The organism is Alteromonas sp. HB246098, from assembly GCF_054890645.1.
Genome location: NZ_JBTZUG010000009.1, coordinates 1 through 19,882, shown reverse-complemented (window position 1 = coordinate 19,882; position 19,882 = coordinate 1). Strand labels below are relative to the sequence as shown.

Here is a 19,882-nt window from a genome sequence, read left to right as displayed (position 1 = left end):
TGTAACTAAAACTAAGCGTTTAATAGCAGCAAATTTTATGGTGTAATGCCAAATAACATAGCAAGTTAGTAACTTATGTCTTATCGGATACATCCACTTTGGAGACTAGAGCGATTGATGTCGCCTTCGATGTACTCGCAAAGTTTTCCTCACCCTCGTGTGACTTTTCTCTCTCATCATATCCCGAAAACCGCCGGAAGTTCACTGAGAGTTGCTTTCGAGCAGTCATTAGGGAAAAGAGTAGTATACGGTGTTTATGATAATACAGGCGCATCTGAAATGTCCGCTGGGAAAGCTGTTTGGTTACCCTCCAAAGCTAAGATATTACATGGGCATTTTAAACCGCACAGTAATCATGAGCAGATGTTCCCTTTTGCGAAGAGGGCTGTATGGGTGCGCGATCCTTTAGAGAGGTTATGGTCATTAGTTGGCCATCTTATGTCATTAGAAACAAGGCATCCCCAGTATCAGCTATTAAAATCAGCGTTACCAAAGACTAACTTTAAGTCTCAAACAAGTATTGTGAATGACCTAGTTACCGAAGACGCAGTGAAAGTGTTCACTCGGGCTTATAGTAATTTTTTTAGAGATGTGCCGATAAGTGATTTTGCTTTCGTGGGGTCCAAGCATCATTACGAAAAAGGGTTGAGTAAACTTTCTGCGTTGTTAGATTTAGAGCTAGAAATTAAACAAATCAATAGAAGAAATAATATGAGTCATTGTATACCTACTAGCATTCGGCGCCTGGAATCCTATCTTCAGGAAGAGTACGAAATAGTTGGAGATTATCTGTAATGTTTTATGGCAAGGAACTGTAGTGGCAGTTTATTCAATTAGTACACAAAGGATGGGCGCAGATGATGAAACACAGTTTCGTTGGCATTTAGACTTCCCTGTACAGGGGGAAAATATTGATGGCACCCTTTTACATAAACAAGGATTGCTACTTCAAGGTTGGTTTTTAGACGATAGTGACTCAGCTATATCATTGGTTGTTTTAAATGATTGTGACGTTATCCCCTTACCCTTATCTCGAGCCAGGCCTGATGTTATTTCAAAAATTCTAGGGGAGTCGCCCGAAAACCACCCTAAGCTGCATTGTGGTTTTTCTCAGCAGGTTAAACTTAAGCATTCTTCCTTCTCTATCTGTGTTGTAAAAGACGGGCGATTCATTCAAATTTTAAGGGGGGCGATAGAGGGAAAGTTCCAAATACTTAAAGGAGAGAACGGGTGGCTATTTCTAGATAATGATACAAATAAAAGTATTGAACAACATACTGGTAAGTTTAGGCTGTCACGCACAGCAAGGGCAGAATGGAAAGAATACTTAGGTTCTTTAACTAATTATTCTCTTTCAAAAAACTTGCCTGTTTGTTTACTTGTTGCACCTTCAAAAGAAATGGTATATCAACAATATTACCCATATAAGTTCTCTAAACAAGCGCCGATTAGGAAACTTACTAAATTAATTCCGGATACTCTTAATTTTGTACTGCCCATACAAGAATTGAGAGATCTAGACCGTCGGTCATTTCGAGTTTGTGATACCCATTGGAGCGTTCATGGAGCGAGGCTTGCTTCGCAACTAGTTTCAAGCAAACTTTCACGTAAACCTGTCAGCGAACTAGATATTTTTAACTCTGATGTTTATCAAACAAAAAGATTAAGTGGAGATTTGGGCTCAAAACTTTTCCCTGCTCAATTACACGAAGAAGATAGGCTTACTAGCTTTAATTACAGGGAAAAGATTGTATATGACAATAATATAGATAACTTTGGCAGAGTTATTTGCATGTTTAACCGGGAAGCTTTACTTAGTGAAACGCTCTTAGTATTTGGGTCGTCATCTTCTTACACTATGTTTGACTACTTAACCCGTTTGTACACAAACATCGTGTTCGTTCATACTGCTGGTAATATAGATCATGACGTAATTGAAGCTGTTAGGCCAGACTGCTTATGCTTGCAAACTAACGCACGTTTTGTGGTCAAAGCTCCTAAGTTCGAGGATTCAGTTCTTGAGTATATAAAAGCGAAGAGAAAAAATAGTGAGACAAAGTCTCCTTCTGTTGCTGAAACACTTCCAGAGCATAGTGCTTCTTATATAAAGTTCTTTAACGAAATGTTGCGTTAGAGTCTTTTGAACCTCTGTCGATTCCGTGAGAATGAGAATTAAAAAAAGTGTATGGTGAATGTTCGTCATAACTTACTGGAGTCTGTACCTGTTTTAAAAGTTGTAAAAGAAAAAGTAGCGCGAGTTTAAGGAGCATTAGGTTCATCTGCTCTGCTCGTTCTCAGAAAATCTGGAACAGAACCGTTAATTCGTGTGATGATAGAAGCAGCTACAGATATGGGAATTGCTTCTGAGTTAGCCAATAGCTTGGCCGAAGTTATTAAAGAAAACTAAAAAGGAATAACTATGAAACGGAAGGGAATAATTTTAGCGGGTGGTTCAGGCACGCGATTGCACCCACTTACAAAGGTAGTTAGTAAACAGCTTATGCCTGTTTACGACAAGCCAATGATATATTATCCCTTGGCTACACTCATGATGTCTGGGATAAGCGATATCTTAATTATCACCACACCAGAAGAGCAGCGCCGTTTCATTGAGTTAATTGGCGACGGTAGTGACTTGGGTATTAATGTTCAATATGCAGTTCAACCTTCGCCCGATGGTCTAGCACAAGCATTTCTTATAGGCGAAAGCTTTATCGGTAGTTCTCCATGCACACTTATTTTGGGTGACAACATCTACTATGGCCACGACTTAAAACTATCGTTGCAGAATGCGTTTAAGCAAGAGCAAGGTGCTACTGTATTTGGTTATCACGTTAACGACCCTGAGCGCTATGGTGTGGTCGATTTTGACGATGAATGGAATGCTCTCTCTATTGAAGAAAAACCAGCCGTTCCTAAATCAAACTATGCGGTAACAGGCCTTTATTACTACGACAATCGCGTAGTGGATTTCGCTAAAGAAGTGAAGCCTTCACCTCGTGGAGAACTTGAAATTACCGACCTAAACAACCTGTATCTTAAAGATGGCTCACTTAAAGTAGAGCTAATGGGCCGCGGTTCAGCATGGTTGGATACAGGTACGTTAGACTCGCTACTAGACGCAGCAAACTTCGTCGCTGCAATAGAAAAACGGCAGGGCCTAAAAGTGTGCTGCCCAGAAGAGGTGGCTTATAGAATGGGCTATATCAACGCTGAGAAGCTTGAAAAGTTAGCCGCACCACTTAAGAAAAGTGGGTATGGCGATTACCTTCTGAAAGTTCTAAAGGACAGAGTAAAAGTTTAATCTATATCTAAGTTCAAAAAAGGTGGCTTTGCCACCTTTCTTCTTATATTCATTTGCACATTTGTACGGAAAGTAAATGCAAGTAATTAAAACAGACCTCCCTGATGTAAAAATCATCGAACCTAAAGTATTTGGCGACGAGCGCGGTTTTTTTCTAGAAACCTTTCGCACCGACTGGTTTAAGAAAGAATGTGCAGATGTAGATTTTGTTCAGGATAACCATTCTAAATCTAGCCAAGGTATTCTTCGCGGCCTTCATTATCAAATGGAGCAAACCCAGGGCAAATTAGTACGTGTAGTTAGCGGTGAAGTGTACGATGTAGCCGTGGATATGCGTAAAGACTCACCTACATATGGTAAGTGGGTTGGGGTGACATTATCAGCTGAGAACAAACGACAATTGTGGGTACCTGCCGGTTTTGCTCACGGCTTTTACGTAACCAGCGAGTCTGCCGAGTTTGTTTATAAGTGCACAGACTATTACCACCCGGAATCTGAAATATCAGTTAAGTACGACGACCCAACGTTAAATATTGACTGGCCATTAGTAAATGGTGAGAAGCCTTCTCTATCAGGTAAAGACGAGGCGGGCTTGGCATTTATAGACGCACCTACGTTTTAATTGTTATCGGTTTTTTACTGACTTTTTATAGAGTACTAGCGATTAATGAATATTGTAATTATAGGTAAGTCTGGGCAGTTAGCTTTCGAACTTTCTCGTGAACTAGATAATAGCGAGCACCAAGTTACGTTTTTAGGGCGCAATGATATTGATATTACGAACGCCTCTAATATTGAAGAAACACTATCGCCTTTATCGGTTGATGTTTTAATAAATGCGTCGGCCTATACGGCTGTTGATAAGGCAGAAGAAGATACAGAAGCGTGTAATGCCATCAATGTGTTTGCTGTTGAGGACTTAGCAAAATTCTGTAAAGCAAACGGCGCTTTTATGGTTCATGTGTCTACCGACTATGTATTTAACGGTCACAAAGGTTCGCCTTATCTCACAGATGACCCTATCGAGCCGCAAGGTGCTTACGGCAAGTCGAAAGCAAAAGGCGAAAAAGCGCTGCTTGAGATCCTACCTGATGCCAGTTGCCTAATTCGTACTGCTTGGGTTTACTCTTCGCATGGTAATAACTTTGTGAAAACCATGCTGCGTTTGATGGCAGATAAACCTCAGTTAAGCGTAATAGATGACCAAATTGGTACACCCACATGGGCTAAAGGGTTAGCTGAAGTTTGTGTTACTGCCGCTTTGAATAAAACCAGTGGCGTGTACCACTGGACTGATGAAGGCGTAGCTAGTTGGTACGACTTTGCGCTCGCTATTCAAGAACTAGGTGTTGAGAAAGGTTTGCTAGATAAATCGATTCCAGTATTACCTATTCCGTCAAGCCAATACCCAACGCCTGCAAAACGTCCGCATTACAGTGTATTAGACAAGCAAACCGCACGCGAAGCGTTTGCGTCATGTAAGCCTACTCACTGGCGCAAACAACTAGCCAGCATGCTTGAAGAATTGAAAGCCTAAATGGCAAAAACAGAATTATACTTTTGGTAAAAAGAAAATGAGTAAAACGATTTTAGTAACAGGTGGCGCGGGCTTTATTGGCTCAGCAGTAGTTCGCCATCTTATAAACGACACTGACCACACTGTGGTTAACTTAGATAAGCTAACTTACGCGGGTAATTTAGAATCACTAACACCTGTTTCAGATAGCGACCGCTATAGCTTTGAACAGGTTGATATTTGTGATGCTGAAGAAGTAAAGCGCGTTTTCAATACGCATCAGCCTGATATCATCATGCACCTTGCTGCTGAATCTCATGTAGATCGCTCTATCGATGGGCCAGGCGAGTTTATTCAAACCAATGTAGTTGGTACGTATACCTTGCTTGAACAAGCAAGAGCATATTGGTCTGAACTGGAAGACGATAAAAAAGCAGGCTTCAAGTTCCATCATATTTCTACTGACGAAGTATACGGCGACCTACCTCACCCTGATGAAGTTGAGCCAGGCACAGAGCTTCCACTCTTTACAGAAACTACCCCGTATGCACCAAGCTCGCCGTACTCAGCAAGTAAAGCAAGTTCAGATCAGCTAGTGCGTTCTTGGCTTCGCACCTACAAGTTGCCAACCCTTGTAACTAACTGCTCAAATAATTACGGCCCGTATCACTTCCCGGAAAAACTTATTCCGTTGGTTATTCTAAATGCCCTTGCTGGAAAGCCGCTACCTGTATATGGCAAAGGTAATCAAATTCGAGACTGGTTGTATGTTGAAGACCATGCACGAGCATTAGTTGTGGTTGCACTAAACGGCGAAATCGGTGAAACCTATAATATAGGTGGTCACAACGAAAAGCAGAACATTGAAGTTGTGCAAACTATCTGTTCAATTCTGGATGAAGTTCAGCCAAAAGATAGTAAATACGCTGATCAAATTACCTACGTACAGGACCGTCCAGGCCACGATATGCGCTATGCCATTGATGCTAGCAAAATTGAGCGTGAGCTAGGATGGAAGCCACAAGAAACCTTCGAAAGCGGTATTCGTAAAACCGTTGAATGGTATTTAGCGAATGAAGGCTGGTGGAAAGCGGTTCTTGATGGAAGTTATCAAGGTGAGCGCTTAGGTACCGGAAGCTGATACCCATACAAACTTACAAGTGTTAAACTAGAAAGCCGCTTTAAATAAAGCGGCTTTCTTTATTTTTAAGGCCCTAAATAGTCTACATGAAAAAAATTGCTATGCGGTCAGTGCGTGCCGCCCTTCAACTTATTCCTAAAAACTTAAAAAACAAGCTCAAACAAAACGAACGTTTAACTGGCTTGTATGTAAGGTCGGTAAGGAAGTCGGGGCTATTTTTCGATGCTCCAACGCCTAAACAAACGCAGGCGTTATACAATTATTGGCTTGAAGTAAATGAGTCTGTTTTTTCAAAGCCAGCAGGTAAGGTTGATGGATGGCAAGCTATAGTATTTGGCACCGACAGCCAAGGCGTAACTGAAGAAAGACTTAAGGCGCTTGGTGTTAAAACCTGCTTTATTGTGGGCGATATAGATAAAAGTACGTTAGAAAAGAATATTGCTAGACTGGATGACCGAATTCCTACGTTATTACTTAACGGTGGTGATTCATTACAGGAAGTTGCTATTGGCCACCTATGTGATGCTTTGCAAGAACGCGACTTAGTTTATTGTGATACGGACGAACTTAATACTAATGGGGCTAAGTCATCGCCACGATTCTTACCTGATTGGAACCCTGAGCTTCAATTCTCTACCGCTTATATTAATACTGGGGTAATGATCAAAACAGCACTTTTAAAGTCGCTACACATTACTAACCAAACAACAATTGCAGAGATAGTTACAGAGCTTTCCCTCACTATAAAAAGTTTGGCTATTAATCATTTGCCGCTGCCCTTGGTGCACCAATCACCAGATAAAAAAGGTGAATCAAACACGCTAGAGCGCGTTAAAACAGTGATAGAAAAACATACAAACGCGAAAGTCGAACTAGACGAGCAATTTAGCGTAAACCGCGTGTGCTGGCCCAATAGTAGTCCCTTGGTAAGCTTAATCATTCCCACGAAAAACGGGAAAGCTTTGGTGAAAGCATGCATCGAGTCAATTCTAGAGAAAACTACCTACCAAAATTATGAAATATTGCTGATTGATAACGGCTCTGATGAACAGGAAAGTATTGAGTATTTTAGTTATCTAGACACGTTGGAAAAAGTAAGAGTTATTCGTTACCCGGCGCCATTTAATTATTCGGCAATTAATAATTTCGGTGTTGAACATGCAAAAGGCTCCATCCTTGGGTTAGTTAATAACGATATTGAGGTTATATCGCCGGCTTGGCTTACCTATATGGTTGGCCATGTGGAGCGCAAAGATGTTGGCTGTGTTGGTGCAAAGCTGCTTTATTCTGATACACGGCTACAACACGCTGGCGTTGTTTTAGGCTACGGCGGTGGTGCTGGCCACGCTCACAAGAACTTTCCTCGCTTTCATACTGGTTACTTAAACAGGATTGTCGCTACAAACAACTATAGCGCCGTAACCGCAGCGTGTTTACTAGTTAAACGCACGCATTTTAATGCTGTAAACGGTTTAAATGAACAGGACCTTTCTGTTGCCTTCAACGACGTAGATTTTTGTTTAAAGGTTAAAGGCTTGGGCGTTAACAATGTTTACTGCGCAGAAGCAGAGCTTTTCCATCATGAATCGGTTAGCAGAGGCTTAGATATTTCACCTGAAAAAGCGGCGCGTTTTAATCGCGAATTAGCTTATCTCCAAACATCGTGGAGTGACTTCATTGCAAACGACCCCGCTTATAATCCAAATCTTACGCTAAAGCGTGAGAACTTTTCGATAAGAAGCGCGGTAGAGTTGAAAAAGTGACGCATAAGGCATAATTGATGCATAGTGCATCAAACAGAGCTTTGATACACTATTTAAAAAATTAGGCGAGTTAGCCGTAGTATTCATCATTGTTTAAAATTACTATGCAATGATAGTAATGAAGCTTTCGTAAATTATTTGTACAAAACTGGAGAGAATTTAAATGGATAGTACTATGCAGAAGCTTAAAATAGCTGTAGCAGGCACAGGCTATGTAGGGCTTTCAAATGCAGTGCTACTTGCACAACACAATGAAGTGAAAGCGGTCGACCTAGTCCCAGAAAAGGTCGAGATGCTTAATAATAAGAAGTCTCCAATTGAAGACAAAGAAATAGCCGAATATCTAACAACGAAAGAGTTGAACCTAGTTGCAACTCTGGACGCGCAAGAAGCGTATAAAGATGCTGACTATGTTGTAATCGCAACACCAACAGATTACGATCCGCAAACGAACTACTTTAATACAGGTAGTGTAGAAGCGGTTATCAAAACAGTAATGGAAATTAATCCTAATGCGGTAATGATTGTTAAATCTACGGTTCCTGTTGGGTTCACCCGAGATGCAAAGGAGCGTTTCGGGTCAGAGAACATCATTTTTTCACCCGAATTTTTGCGTGAAGGTAAAGCGCTTTACGACAACCTTTATCCTAGCCGTATCATCGTTGGTGAGCGAACTGAGCGAGCTGAAATTTTTGCGAAGTTACTTCAGCAAGGTGCAATTAAAGAAGAAATTGATGTGTTGTTTACCGACAGCACTGAAGCAGAAGCTATCAAGCTCTTCGCGAACACTTATCTAGCGATGCGTGTTGCTTACTTCAATGAATTAGACAGCTATGCTGAAAGCCATGGGTTAGACTCAAAACAAATCATCGAAGGTGTAAGCTTAGACCCTCGTATCGGCAGCCACTACAATAATCCAAGCTTTGGCTATGGCGGTTACTGTCTTCCTAAAGATACTAAGCAACTCCTAGCTAATTACAGCGATGTACCTAATAACATGATTCAAGCGATTGTTGATGCTAACCGTACGCGTAAAGATTTTATTGCTGATTCAATAGTTAGCCGCCAGCCGAAAATCGTAGGTATTTATCGCCTTATCATGAAGTCTGGTTCAGACAACTTCCGCGCAAGTGCGATTCAAGGCATCATGAAGCGTATTAAAGCGAAAGGTATTGAAGTTGTGGTTTACGAACCAGTACTCAAAGAAGAGGACTTCTTTAACTCACGAGTAGTAAACGACCTAGAAGAATTTAAGAAGATCTCTGATGTTATCGTCGCTAACCGTGTAACAGGCGATATTGAAGACGTACTAGATAAAGTATACAGCCGCGACCTATTCAACGCTGACTAACCCAAGTTCTGGGGTCAGAGTACATTATTCCTTCTAAACAAAAAGAGCCAGGTTTATAACCTGGCTCTTTTTTAGGCTCAATAAACAGTCTTACACTGCGATTATTTATCAGATCGCCCATACCTATCAGAAAAACGGACAATATCGTCCTCTCCAAGGTAAGCGCCTGACTGTACTTCGATTAGTTCTAGTGGAATCTTTCCAGGATTCTCTAATGCGTGAACAGCTCCAATTGGGATATACACCGACTCATTTTCTGTAAGCATTTGGACTTCCTCACCAATAGTCACATTGGCAGTACCTGATACTACTACCCAGTGTTCAGCTCTATGGTGATGCATTTGAACCGATAATTTTTCGCCTGGCTTCACAGTTATGCGCTTAACTTTAAATCGCCCGCCGTTATCGATTGAATCGTAACTTCCCCAAGGCCTAAATACTTCGCGGTGGAACTCAAATTCGGGGCGCTTTTCAGTTTTCAGCTTGTTTACTACTGTTTTGATATGTTCGGCATCTTTCTTATTTGCCACCATAACAGCATCTTTCGTTTCAACCACCACAACATTTTCTAAACCGATAACAGCAACTAAACTATGTTCTGCATTTACGTAGCTGTTTTTGGTGCCTTCTAATAGCGTATCGCCAGTAGTTACATTGCCGTTTTCATCTTTGTCACCTGTTTCCCACAAGGATGACCAGCTTCCTACGTCAGACCATCCTGCATCTAGTGTTACCATGGCGGCTTCTGATGTTTTTTCCATCACCGCGTAGTCAATAGAGTCACTAGGGCATGATGCAAAGATTTCTTCATCTATACGTACAAAGTCGAGATCTTTTTCAGTTTTCTCGATAGCTTTTTTACAGGTTGTGAATATATCTGGGGCATGAGCTTCAAGCGCTTTTAAGAAGGCACTAGCCTTAAACATGAACATACCGCTGTTCCAAAAATACTCGCCTGAACGAACGTATTCTGTGGCGGTAGGCATATCAGGCTTTTCAACAAAGTCACTTACAGCGAAGCCAATATTGAGTTTGTTGCCAGCCTTTATATATCCATAGCCTGTATGGGGTTGGGTAGGAATAATGCCGAATGTGACTAACTTACCTTGTTCCGCTAAAGCTTGAGCTTCCTTTATCTTCGACTGAAATGTATCGCTATCTTGAATTAAGTGATCAGCTGCCAATACCAGAAGAACGGGATCTTCACCCCCTTCCATAGCTTGAAACGCCGCCAATGCGATAGCTGGTGCTGTATTTCTTCCTACAGGCTCTAACAGTATATCGCTTTTATCAACACTTATTTGTCGCATTTGCTCAGCAACTAGAAAGCGATGCTCTTCGTTACATATAATAGAAGGCGGTAGAGACTCTATACCATTAAGTCGTAGCACAGTGTCTTGAATCATAGTTTTGTCAGAAGTAAGTGACAAAAATTGTTTAGGTAAAGCGGCGCGAGATTTTGGCCATAGGCGGCTTCCAGTTCCGCCTGCAAGAATGACTGGCTTCATTAGCGTTCCTTGATTTTTGGTATATATATTCTTGACTCAGTATACTGGGTTATGAAAGAGTTAAAAACGGTTCAGCACAACAATTCTAAGCGTCATTTCAATGCGTTAATCAATCTAATCCCGTAAGCGGGAAAGTGTTCGTCCTTCGTTAATATTTGCAGTCCTTCGGCTTGAGCTTGGGCAATCAACATTCTGTCAAATGGATCGCGGTGGTGCATTGGCAATCTCCCCACTTGCTGGCCGTGAAATAAATTGATAGGTAAGGCGCTAAAACCTAACTCTTCAATAAGCGACTCAATATCGTCTGGTATCGTAAGTTTTCCCAGCTGCTGCTTTATCGACATTTCCTAAACAGAAGCAGCGCTGATATAAATATCGTTTTCAGTATTTGAGATATGCTTCTGAGCACTAAGACCTAATTGCTCATCTCCATTCATCCACCAAATTAAAACGTGGGTATCCAGCAAGATTCTTTTCCTTACAAACCGAACATATTTGCTATCTCTTCGTTAACCTCTTTCGAATCGAAGTCTTCGGTTGCATGAACTTGATCTTTGAACTGCCCAAAAGTGAGTTTCTTTTCTGTTTTAAAAGGCACTAGCTTCACAGCTGGTTTTCCCGACTTGGCGATAACAACTTCTTCACCGGCCTCTGCCCGTTCGACAAGTTGGGATAACTTACTTTTTGCTTCATGCATATTAGCTAGCATTCAAAACCCCTCATGGACTTAGCTAAACTTAGCTATAATAATAGTTTGGAAAAACAACAGCTGCAATCGCGTCCTCTTTTCAGTTCATATCTAACGCTTGTAGCTCCAAAGTCTGACAAGCAGCCAAACCAAATACCTATCGTGTCAATACTTCGGTATCTCTAATCAACAAAGTTCATTCACAAAAAAACTTCCCAAAACCCAAAATTCAAAATAAAATCCGCGCCAATTCAACCCCTGCCATCAAGCCTCAAGCTTACTCACACCCGGCGGGGAAGAAGCATGCTTTAAATTATGGGGTCAGAGTCACGACTCTGACCCCACTACTGACTGTTTGTTAGCTCTCAAAGTTTTCAATCAGTAAAACGAGTTCATGCCGCCTAACATACAACACTGCATGAACATCTATTTGTTTTAGTTTGCTTTTATTAGCGGAGTCGTTATGAATAGGCTGCGTGAGCTTTCCAGCCAAGTAATGGATGTTTACCAAACTCTTTCTCAAGAATTTAGCGCATATCAATCAAGTCAGTCATTAAACTGTGTTGAGAAATGCGGTGCATGTTGCAATAAACCCGATATTGAAGTGTCGCCTTTAGAAATGTTGCCATTTGCTTTGCATTTGTTTGATATAGGGCAAGCCGAACAAGTATTCGATGAACTTCAAAGTTATAGCGGTTTTGCATGCAAGCAATATCAACGCTTAAGTTTGGACGGTACAGAAGGTTATTGCGGAATTTACGAATACCGCCCGGGAATTTGCCGTATGTTTGGTGCGGCAGGCTATAAGACAAAGTCAGGCGAAGCAACGCTTTCGGTATGCAAACCAATAAAGCAAGCCGTACCTGAAAAATATGCAGCCGCGTTAATTGCTATACAGCCAGCATGGGGTCAGAGTAACAGCTCTGACCCCACAACTACTTCAGGCCGCAAACCTCCAATGATTGCTGAAGGTAGGCAGAAACTTGCGCAGTTGGATTATGGGTTAGGCGAAAAGCTGATGCCTATAAATGAAGCACTTAGCTTTATGTTAGGAAAAATACTTACAATCAGCCTCTATTCTCAAAACATAGATGATGGTGTTGCAGCGTAATAGATAGCAAGAGATAGGGTCAGAGTCCCGACTCTGACCCCCAAATTTTCTATTGCTGGACTTTGTACCAGATTTTCTAGGTACAGGATTGTACTCCGCAAAAGTCCACTTATCATCGATAAGTAATAACGACTAATCGGAGCTATAGTATGGCAAGAAGGAGAAGGATTTCCCCAGCTGGTTTCCCTGTACATGTTATTCAACGCGGCAATAATCGTTCTAATTGCTTTCTAAGTGAAACGGACTTTATTGCTTACGTAAAATGGCTCAATGCCTACGCGAAAAAGTTTAATATACATATACATGCCTGGGTATTGATGACAAATCATGTGCATTTACTTTGCACACCTCAAGAAGATAATAGGGGGGTAAGTGCAATGATGCAGTCAATCGGTCGAATGTATGTAAGAAGATTTAATGCAAAATATGAGCGTACCGGAACATTATGGGAAGGGCGTTTTCGTTCCTGTGTAGTGGATTCAGAGAAATACCTAATGACAGTGTCACGCTACATTGAGCTCAATCCAGTAAGAGCTGGCCTGGCGAAACACCCAGCTAACTATAAGTGGTCAAGCTATCATCGCAATGCACGTGGGGTTCACACCTCATTATGCACTGAGCACCCAATATATACATCATTAGGCACAGATCCTGAAGCTCGGCAAAAGTCTTACAGCGCACTTTTTCATGACGAACTTTCAAATAAAGATATAGAGCGTATTCGAACATACAGTCAAATAGGTAAGGCGCTTGGCTCAGAACAGTTTAAAACGCGACTATATGAAGCATTGGGGACAGAGTCCCGACTCTGACCCCATAACTCCCGACTCTGACCCCATAACTTAAACTCAGAGCGTTACGCTAAAATTTCACGTGCCGATTTCACGATCGCTTCACTAATCGTATAGTCGGCACGGCTTTTACCGGTAATGGCGTAGTACCTTTCGTTAAGCGTATTGGCATTACCAATACAGTGCACACCATACTGTTCCTCTACGTGTTTCGAAATGGCCGAAGGTGCGCAGAATACGCCGAAATCTTCGCTGCCGAACAACTTCAGCAGCGCAGTATCATCGAACTCGGCCACAATTTTGGGGTAAAGCTGTTCGGTTTCAAGCCAGCTTGTAAGTGCTTGGCGTATGCCCGACGTGTTACCTTGTATAAGCAACGGCATTTGGTTTAAACAGTCAGGAAACTGTAAGCCTTCACTAAGGGGCGACTTAGCGAAAAAGCTTAATGAGCTTTCCCCTAAGAAGTAGCTGTTAGCGCTAATTTGCGTACCGGGCGCTATGCCTCTGTCGGCAACAATAAAGTCGATAGCGTTAATGGCCAACTCTTTTAGTAAACCATCAAAGCTATCTTCTTTAACTACGTACTTTACTTGCGAGTATTTGCGCATGATGTCGTGCACAAAATCATAAAAGAGCACTTTTGGAATGCCATTTGTAATACCTATTACGAATTCCTTCGTATTTACTTCATCGCTATTGTTAAGTATTTCAGCCAGTTGGTTACCCTTGTGAAATATTTCGCTGGCATACTGATAACTTACTTTACCCCGTGCGTTTAGGTACAGCCGTTTGTTTATTCTGTCGAATAGTGAATAGCCAAGCTGACTTTCAAACGTACTGAGTTGCCCGCTTACCGTTTGCGGAGTAACGTGGAGTAATTTAGCGGCTTTAGCAATGCTACCTTCGCGGGCAACCAGATAAAAATAATATAAATGATGGTAGTTTAGGTGATGCATACTTTAGCGACCTGTTAAAAGAATTGGAGAAATGTACTCTGACCCCACTATTCGTAAACACAATTATTTTCGATGAAGTATTAAGAATATAACAGATTTATTCTTACTAGCCATTGCAATACACTGTATGTGCTGTTGCATATGCTATGTATAACAACGCATAACTAACTTTTCTGAGCTAGCGGTATATTGAAGACATAACTATGGCCAAAACAATAAACTTACGTAAAACGCGAAAAACACTGTTTTCGTTATTGAAACCGGAGGCTGGCTTTTTTTGGGTTGCAATCGCTTATGGCGTGGCAATCAGTTTGATGACACTGGCAGTACCTATAGCGGTCCAAACGTTAATAAACAGTATTGCCAATATTGGCTCAACCCGTGCGGTTATTATCCTTGCCGTTATTTTGTTTCTTACCTTGTTTATATCAGGTGTGTTCAGCGCACTTCGTATGCGCGTAATGGAGTTTTACGAGCGTAAGGTGTATGCACGTCTTACCGCAGATTTGGGGCTTAAAACTATTCTTGCCCCGCACAGCTTTTTCGAAGGTCGTCAGAACGTAAGTATTACGCAGCGTTACTTCGATATTATGACGTTTCAAAAGAACATGCCTTCGCTGATGATCGACGGCTTCGCTCTGGTACTGCAGATGCTAGTAGGGTTCACGCTTGTCTCGTTTTATCATCCTGCGCTTTTTGCGTTTAACGTAGTACTTCTACTGACTATGTATGCCGTATGGAAGATTTGGGGGCGGGGCGCTAAACGCACGGCCATCGAACTTTCTCACGCTAAGTATGACTCGGCGAAGTGGCTACACGATATCGCCATCGCTCACGAATTCTTCAAATCGGCGGATCACGTTGAATATGCCGGGCGCAGTACCGAAGGCTATATTAGTAACTATGTGAAAAAGCACAAAAGCCACTTTAATTACACTTTCGCGCAAGTGGTAATGTTTCTATTAATGTACGCAGTGGCAAGTGCGTCGCTACTTGGTATTGGTGGCGTTCTTGTTGTGCAAGGCGAACTGTCTATTGGTCAGCTAGTCGCGGCCGAGCTGGTAATGTCTGCCGTATTCTTTGGTTTATCCCGCTTTACTCAGTACTTAAAGCTTTATTATGAACTATATGGTGCGGCTGAAAAACTAGGTGGAGCTTTAGCTATGCCCCAGGAAGAGCTAAATGCTTCAGAGCACATTCCTGCATCGTCTAAGTTAGTATTTAACAATGTAGAGCTTAAACATGGCAACGATACCTGCCATTTAAACGTTGTGTTCGAGCCTGGTACTAAGTACTTCGTTACTACTGATAAAAGCTGGGTTCAAAAGCAACTGTTGGGGCTGGTAAAGCAATACGACCGTGTGAAGTCAGGCGATATATTATTAGGTGAATTTAGCCTAAACGATTATGACACCCATGAGCTAAGGCAGGCGGTAACTATTTTAGATCGCTCTTTAATTATTGAAGTGTCTATCGAGCGATATTTGAAGCTGGCTCATCCCGACGCGAGCATTGCCGATATTCGCGCAGCCCTTGAAGAAGTTGAAATGACGAAGGTTATCGATAGCTTACCCGAAGGTCTGCAGACTAAAGTGTCGGTATTAGGTGCGCCTCTACAGCTGCTAGAATTTTTACTGCTTAAACTGGCTGCCGCTATTATAGGTAAGCCCAAACTTCTTGTATTAAACCAGCACTTTGATGCCATACCGGTCGATTTACGAGCAAGGCTACTGAGACGTTTAAGCAAGTACGATTTCACTGTGATGTACTTTACCAATATGCCAATAACAGACTGCTTCGAAGGTGTGCTTCATCTACATGATAATGCTACGGCTATGTTAAACAAATATAGCGCTAGCGATACGCCAGTCAGTGAGAAGCATATAAGTGCTAACGTTAATAACGAACAAGATAATAACTTACACAGTAATGATAAGGAGGGTGAGTAAGTGAATAACGCAGAACGTCGCTTTTTAGACAACATTACATCGTTACCCTCTTTGAAAGTGCCCAAGCTTCACCGCGTCATCACAGGCGTGATCATTTTCTTGGTACTGGCTGCCGGATTGATACTGTACTTTACTCCTTGGATCCAGACCGCCTATGGTACAGGTATGGTAGACTCGCTCGACCCTAAAGACCGTACTCAACCAATTAACGCACTTGTTGATGGGCAGGTTAAAAAATGGCATGTGAGAGAAGGTCAGCAAGTTAAAGCGGGCGAGCCTATTGTTACGCTTATAGATATTGATGCACAACGTCTTGAAAAGCTTCAGTCGCAGCTTTCGGCAGCAAATCTGAAGAACCAAGCTAACGAAACGGCGGTGAGAAATGCCGAAAATAACCTGGCGCGCCAAAAGTCACTGCAGGAACAAGGCTTGGTGTCTCGTAAAGAAGTTGAACAAGCTGAGATTAAAGTACAGGAACTAAGAGCTAAAGCCGCAGCGTCGGTATCTGAAATAAACGAAGTAAGCATGACGCTCTCTCGTCAATCTACCCAAACCAAATTTGCGCCGGTAGATGGTACCGTGGTGCGTTTGCTGTCGGGTGGTGTGTCTACTTTTGTGAAATCTGGCGATATCTTAGGTCAGTTTATTCCTGCCGATGCCAAGCGTAGTGTACGGGTAACGGTAAGAGGATTAGATGCACCATTGGTAAAGCCTGGTGCAAAAGCGCGATTGCAATTCGAAGGTTGGCCGGTTTTCCAATTTAGCGGGTGGCCGGGAAGTGCAATAGGTACCTTCGGTGGTGAAGTGGTATATGTAGAGCCAGTGGCAAACGCCACGGGCGACTTTAATGTTTGGATCAGACCCGACGAGTCAGATGTTCCATGGCCAGCAGAAAGTTCGGCCCGTTTAGGTAGTCGAGTAAAAGCATGGGTGTTGCTAGAAGAAGTGCGATTAGGTTATGAAATGTGGCGCCAGTTAAATAACTTCCCGCCATTACCTACACAGCAATCATCTTCAGGAGGGGCAAAAGGGTCAGGAGCATCAATATGGTAATGCGCAGATTGTTCTTTACTGCAATTACATTAGCTACATATATAGGTGGAAGTGTACCTGATTCATTCGCGCAGACACAAAATACGAATCAGGTGCAAACTCAACAGGGTAGGCAGGCACCAACCATCGAAGCGTTAGTCGATAGCATGGTTAACTATCACCCTTATGTGCAGGCAATTAACGAAGGGAACTATCAAGCTGCCGCTGAACTTGAAATTGCAAGGAGCAGCTTCGACCCCTTTATTGAACAGAAAACCAAAAGCCGAGTGTCAGGTTATTATGATGGGACCAACCTCACTCAGCGTTTCACAAATCCAATTGAAGACTTCAACGCGTCTGTATTTGGTGAGTATCGCATCGCAGCGGGTGACTTTCCTAGCTATGAAGGGTATTACGATACGCTTTCTGCCGGCGAGGCTAGTGTGGGTGTTGCCATGTCGCTTTTGCAAAACCGTGAGATAGATAAACAAAGAACTGAATTGCGCAACGCGGGGCTAGCTACCTCTCAGTGGCAGGCACTAGCTACAAGCCTCATCAACGACTTTGTATATAAAGGGGTGAGTGAGTACATTGCGTGGTACGAGAGTGCGTTACAAATTCAAGCCGTCACTGAGTTACTTAATACGGCATCTGAACGTGAAAAAGCCTTGGTTACTCGGGTAGAGAAGGGCGACTTAGCCAGTATCGTGCTTACGGAATTTAAAGCCAACTTACTTCAACAGCGTTTAACTTTGGCTGAACTTAAACAAAAGCGAGATACGCACGCGCAAATGCTGTCTTTTTACTGGCGTTCACCTAATGGTGATATGCTAGCAATTAACAGCGAGCAGCCGCCAAATGAAATAAGCTGGCCCTTTTGGATTGGCAACAGCCAGTTGGTAACGCTCCGTAATGCGCTTCGAAGTCACCCAGAATTAGACGTAATGAAGTTAGAACAGCAGGTGGTAGAAAACAAAGTTGCACTAGCAGACAACGCGCTACTCCCCAAGCTTGACCTTACAGCCTCTATCGCCAGAGATGTGGGTGCAGGCTCTGAAACGTTGGAAGGTACAGAAACCAAAGTGGGCTTATCGTTTTCTTATCCACTAGGCAACAGAAAGGCAAAAGCAGAGCGCGCACAATTGCAGTCTAAGCAAAGAGAGCTTTCACACAAACTCACTTCAACACAACAAGCTATTGTACAGCGCTTTGAACAGGCGTTAATTTACTGGGCTCAAGCAAAGGATATTGTGTCGCTTCAAAGCGAAAATGCTGCGTTAGCAAAAACTTTGTCAAAGGTAGAGAAAACGCGATTCGATGCTGGAGATAGCGATATGTTCGTATTAAATGCGCGAGCGCAAAACGAGATTAAAGCAAAGATCAAAGAGATCAAAGCCAAGGTCGACTTATTAAAATCGGAGCTTATGCTATATAAAGAAGCGGCGATGCTGCATTCCTTCGACAACTAGCTTTTTCAAAATCTAGACATTGTAATTGCAATATGGGGATGTGTACGTGCTAAAAATACTATAAGTACGTTGTACTGGTACTTACTACGAACCCCATACCAAATGAAGTTACTACAAAGCCACAAACAAAAACGGCGTATTGATTCACTCAATACGCCGTTTTCAGTTAAGCATTAATTACGAGTTAAGGCACTAATTGCTAAGCGCGCTATTAACATCGTCCTCGCTCAGCCCTGCTGACATCGCATATTCTTTTAACTTGTCTTCTGACACACCGGCATGTTGAGCGGTGTTTAAGATACGCATAACTTGTTCGCGTTGCTGTGCTGATTCTCGTACTGCTGTCTCAACCACAGTTTCCGCTTCGTTAGGAAATACAGCCAAAAGCGCATCTACTACATATTCACCCACAAAAGGTACAGCGTTTAACGCGCTTGTCATTATATCGACAATCTTGTTTGGATGTTCCTGAGACAATGTTTGCACAATGCTGTCAGCAGCATCAGGTTGCGTTAATACGGCAACGCGTACAATCTCATCTAACTCTTCAGGCGTAGAAACCGCAGCTGCTTGCACAACAAAATCTACATAAGTCGGTTCCGCTGTTATTGCTAGCTGTACAATGTTGGGGCAACTGCTTACTTCTTTTTCAATAGCCAGCTGAACAATCTCTTCAGTTGAGGCCGGTTGTGCCGAAATAGCCGCAAATATAATTTCTCTGTATTTATCTGGGTAAGTATCTAGCGCTATATCTACGATAGATACGATTTCTTGCGGGTAATGACCAGCTATTGAACTAATAGCTCTGCCCACAGACATAGTTTGTTCAACCTGACGCTTCAAAAAGGCAGTTTGAAAATGATTCGATTCATCAACGGCGACTACATTACTTGAAGTGCTTGGTTGAATGCTCTCACTCGAAGACGCATCTTGTGCCATTGCAACAAAACTAACCTGAGAGGCTAGTACTGCAGATGATAGCAATGAAAGAGTTCGTAACATAAACCCACCTTTATAATTATTGCGTAGTCAATTTATGACACAGCCAGTATTAATACATTTAGAAAGAACGCAAAGCGTACATCGTTTACGCTTATATATATTCTTATACGTATTCCCTTACGCTGGCTTCAATATCACTAACTAATATCAAGCACTAATATAATAACGGCAGCATCTACTACTACTTTAAGAACGACTACTTTATAGGATCTGAATCCCCATCCTATTAGTAATTAGTCCATATTGTCTACTAATTATCACATTTGAATGAAAAATAGACGGTTAGTTCAGTTTTTTCATC

19 protein-coding genes are annotated in these 19,882 nt (G+C 42.2%); 14 read left to right on the top strand and 5 right to left on the bottom strand.

The window, feature by feature from the left end:
* The first annotated feature begins 117 nt into the window (after positions 1 to 117).
* The 9 genes from ACYTPF_RS16750 to ACYTPF_RS16710 all read left to right on the top strand — a co-directional run bounded on the left by ACYTPF_RS16750 (position 118) and on the right by ACYTPF_RS16710 (position 9,075).
* A complete protein-coding gene (locus ACYTPF_RS16750) occupies positions 118 to 795 on the top strand; it encodes a hypothetical protein (protein WP_461853013.1) in 678 nt (225 codons plus the stop codon).
* Positions 796 to 817: 22 nt separating this feature from the next.
* On the top strand, positions 818 to 2,134 hold the full coding sequence (locus tag ACYTPF_RS16745; RefSeq protein ID WP_461853012.1) for an alginate O-acetyltransferase AlgX-related protein: 1,317 nt from the start codon (positions 818 to 820) through the stop codon (positions 2,132 to 2,134).
* A 150-nt stretch (positions 2,135 to 2,284) separates the two neighbouring features.
* Positions 2,285 to 2,407, top strand: a complete 123-nt coding sequence (locus tag ACYTPF_RS16740) for a hypothetical protein (protein ID WP_461853090.1) — start codon at positions 2,285 to 2,287, stop codon at positions 2,405 to 2,407.
* Between the two features lie 12 nt (positions 2,408 to 2,419).
* Positions 2,420 to 3,304 (top strand): glucose-1-phosphate thymidylyltransferase RfbA, encoded by an 885-nt coding sequence (rfbA, locus tag ACYTPF_RS16735; RefSeq protein ID WP_461853011.1) that lies wholly within the window; start codon positions 2,420 to 2,422, stop codon positions 3,302 to 3,304.
* A 76-nt stretch (positions 3,305 to 3,380) separates the two neighbouring features.
* Positions 3,381 to 3,926, top strand: a complete 546-nt coding sequence (gene rfbC, locus ACYTPF_RS16730) for a dTDP-4-dehydrorhamnose 3,5-epimerase (protein WP_461853010.1) — start codon at positions 3,381 to 3,383, stop codon at positions 3,924 to 3,926.
* Between the two features lie 45 nt (positions 3,927 to 3,971).
* On the top strand, positions 3,972 to 4,841 hold the full coding sequence (gene rfbD, locus ACYTPF_RS16725; RefSeq protein WP_461853009.1) for a dTDP-4-dehydrorhamnose reductase: 870 nt from the start codon (positions 3,972 to 3,974) through the stop codon (positions 4,839 to 4,841).
* 37 nt (positions 4,842 to 4,878) lie between these two features.
* Entirely contained in the window at positions 4,879 to 5,961 is a 1,083-nt protein-coding gene (rfbB, locus tag ACYTPF_RS16720; RefSeq protein WP_461853008.1) for a dTDP-glucose 4,6-dehydratase, read from the top strand.
* Between the two features lie 86 nt (positions 5,962 to 6,047).
* Positions 6,048 to 7,724, top strand: a complete 1,677-nt coding sequence (locus ACYTPF_RS16715; RefSeq protein ID WP_461853007.1) for a glycosyltransferase family 2 protein — start codon at positions 6,048 to 6,050, stop codon at positions 7,722 to 7,724.
* Positions 7,725 to 7,887: 163 nt separating this feature from the next.
* Positions 7,888 to 9,075, top strand: coding sequence for a nucleotide sugar dehydrogenase (locus tag ACYTPF_RS16710; protein ID WP_461853006.1), 1,188 nt, complete (start codon positions 7,888 to 7,890; stop codon positions 9,073 to 9,075).
* A 101-nt stretch (positions 9,076 to 9,176) separates the two neighbouring features.
* On the opposite strand, the gene ACYTPF_RS16705 is transcribed toward ACYTPF_RS16710, so the two are convergent.
* The 3 genes from ACYTPF_RS16705 to ACYTPF_RS16695 form a co-directional block, all read right to left on the bottom strand.
* Positions 9,177 to 10,583: a mannose-1-phosphate guanylyltransferase/mannose-6-phosphate isomerase gene (locus ACYTPF_RS16705; RefSeq protein ID WP_461853005.1), complete on the bottom strand. Its 1,407-nt coding sequence runs from the start codon at positions 10,581 to 10,583 to the stop codon at positions 9,177 to 9,179.
* A 92-nt stretch (positions 10,584 to 10,675) separates the two neighbouring features.
* Positions 10,676 to 10,927: a type II toxin-antitoxin system VapC family toxin gene (locus tag ACYTPF_RS16700; protein WP_461853004.1), complete on the bottom strand. Its 252-nt coding sequence runs from the start codon at positions 10,925 to 10,927 to the stop codon at positions 10,676 to 10,678.
* A 134-nt stretch (positions 10,928 to 11,061) separates the two neighbouring features.
* Positions 11,062 to 11,292, bottom strand: a complete 231-nt coding sequence (locus ACYTPF_RS16695; RefSeq protein ID WP_461853003.1) for a type II toxin-antitoxin system Phd/YefM family antitoxin — start codon at positions 11,290 to 11,292, stop codon at positions 11,062 to 11,064.
* 442 nt (positions 11,293 to 11,734) lie between these two features.
* Between ACYTPF_RS16695 and ACYTPF_RS16690 the strand changes: the two genes are divergently transcribed.
* Both ACYTPF_RS16690 and ACYTPF_RS16685 read left to right on the top strand, forming a co-directional pair.
* Entirely contained in the window at positions 11,735 to 12,382 is a 648-nt protein-coding gene (locus ACYTPF_RS16690; protein ID WP_179984690.1) for a YkgJ family cysteine cluster protein, read from the top strand.
* 149 nt (positions 12,383 to 12,531) lie between these two features.
* A complete protein-coding gene (locus tag ACYTPF_RS16685) occupies positions 12,532 to 13,194 on the top strand; it encodes a transposase (protein WP_461853002.1) in 663 nt (220 codons plus the stop codon).
* Between the two features lie 44 nt (positions 13,195 to 13,238).
* Here the strand turns inward: ACYTPF_RS16685 and ACYTPF_RS16680 are convergent, their stop codons facing one another.
* Complete coding sequence (locus ACYTPF_RS16680) at positions 13,239 to 14,129, bottom strand: LysR family transcriptional regulator (protein ID WP_461853001.1); 891 nt, start codon at positions 14,127 to 14,129, stop codon at positions 13,239 to 13,241.
* A 203-nt stretch (positions 14,130 to 14,332) separates the two neighbouring features.
* On the opposite strand from ACYTPF_RS16680, the gene ACYTPF_RS16675 reads away from it, so the two are divergent.
* The 3 genes from ACYTPF_RS16675 to ACYTPF_RS16665 are packed head-to-tail and all read left to right on the top strand — an operon-like array spanning position 14,333 to position 18,579.
* A complete protein-coding gene (locus tag ACYTPF_RS16675) occupies positions 14,333 to 16,078 on the top strand; it encodes an ABC transporter transmembrane domain-containing protein (protein ID WP_461853000.1) in 1,746 nt (581 codons plus the stop codon).
* Entirely contained in the window at positions 16,079 to 17,131 is a 1,053-nt protein-coding gene (locus ACYTPF_RS16670) for an HlyD family secretion protein (RefSeq protein WP_461852999.1), read from the top strand.
* Complete coding sequence (locus tag ACYTPF_RS16665; protein WP_461852998.1) at positions 17,125 to 18,579, top strand: TolC family protein; 1,455 nt, start codon at positions 17,125 to 17,127, stop codon at positions 18,577 to 18,579. Before ACYTPF_RS16670 ends, ACYTPF_RS16665 begins: the two co-directional genes overlap by 7 nt.
* A 192-nt stretch (positions 18,580 to 18,771) precedes the next feature.
* Here the strand turns inward: ACYTPF_RS16665 and ACYTPF_RS16660 are convergent, their stop codons facing one another.
* Complete coding sequence (locus ACYTPF_RS16660; protein WP_461852997.1) at positions 18,772 to 19,581, bottom strand: hypothetical protein; 810 nt, start codon at positions 19,579 to 19,581, stop codon at positions 18,772 to 18,774.
* Between the last annotated feature and the right edge of the window lie 301 nt (positions 19,582 to 19,882).

Excerpts from the sequence above, each read along its gene's own strand:
- ACYTPF_RS16715 (WP_461853007.1), top strand. The coding sequence starts at position 6,048 with ATGAAAAAAATTGCTATGCGGTCAGTGCGTGCCGCCCTTCAACTTATT.
- ACYTPF_RS16685 (WP_461853002.1), top strand. The coding sequence starts at position 12,532 with ATGGCAAGAAGGAGAAGGATTTCCCCAGCTGGTTTCCCTGTACATGTT.
- rfbA (WP_461853011.1), top strand. The coding sequence starts at position 2,420 with ATGAAACGGAAGGGAATAATTTTAGCGGGTGGTTCAGGCACGCGATTG.
- rfbC (WP_461853010.1), top strand. The coding sequence starts at position 3,381 with ATGCAAGTAATTAAAACAGACCTCCCTGATGTAAAAATCATCGAACCT.
- ACYTPF_RS16700 (WP_461853004.1), bottom strand. The coding sequence starts at position 10,927 with ATGTCGATAAAGCAGCAGCTGGGAAAACTTACGATACCAGACGATATT.
- ACYTPF_RS16660 (WP_461852997.1), bottom strand. The coding sequence starts at position 19,581 with ATGTTACGAACTCTTTCATTGCTATCATCTGCAGTACTAGCCTCTCAG.
- ACYTPF_RS16695 (WP_461853003.1), bottom strand. The coding sequence starts at position 11,292 with ATGCTAGCTAATATGCATGAAGCAAAAAGTAAGTTATCCCAACTTGTC.
- ACYTPF_RS16675 (WP_461853000.1), top strand. The coding sequence starts at position 14,333 with ATGGCCAAAACAATAAACTTACGTAAAACGCGAAAAACACTGTTTTCG.
- ACYTPF_RS16705 (WP_461853005.1), bottom strand. The coding sequence starts at position 10,583 with ATGAAGCCAGTCATTCTTGCAGGCGGAACTGGAAGCCGCCTATGGCCA.
- ACYTPF_RS16750 (WP_461853013.1), top strand. The coding sequence starts at position 118 with ATGTCGCCTTCGATGTACTCGCAAAGTTTTCCTCACCCTCGTGTGACT.
- rfbB (WP_461853008.1), top strand. The coding sequence starts at position 4,879 with ATGAGTAAAACGATTTTAGTAACAGGTGGCGCGGGCTTTATTGGCTCA.
- ACYTPF_RS16710 (WP_461853006.1), top strand. The coding sequence starts at position 7,888 with ATGGATAGTACTATGCAGAAGCTTAAAATAGCTGTAGCAGGCACAGGC.
- ACYTPF_RS16690 (WP_179984690.1), top strand. The coding sequence starts at position 11,735 with ATGAATAGGCTGCGTGAGCTTTCCAGCCAAGTAATGGATGTTTACCAA.
- ACYTPF_RS16680 (WP_461853001.1), bottom strand. The coding sequence starts at position 14,129 with ATGCATCACCTAAACTACCATCATTTATATTATTTTTATCTGGTTGCC.
- ACYTPF_RS16665 (WP_461852998.1), top strand. The coding sequence starts at position 17,125 with ATGGTAATGCGCAGATTGTTCTTTACTGCAATTACATTAGCTACATAT.
- rfbD (WP_461853009.1), top strand. The coding sequence starts at position 3,972 with ATGAATATTGTAATTATAGGTAAGTCTGGGCAGTTAGCTTTCGAACTT.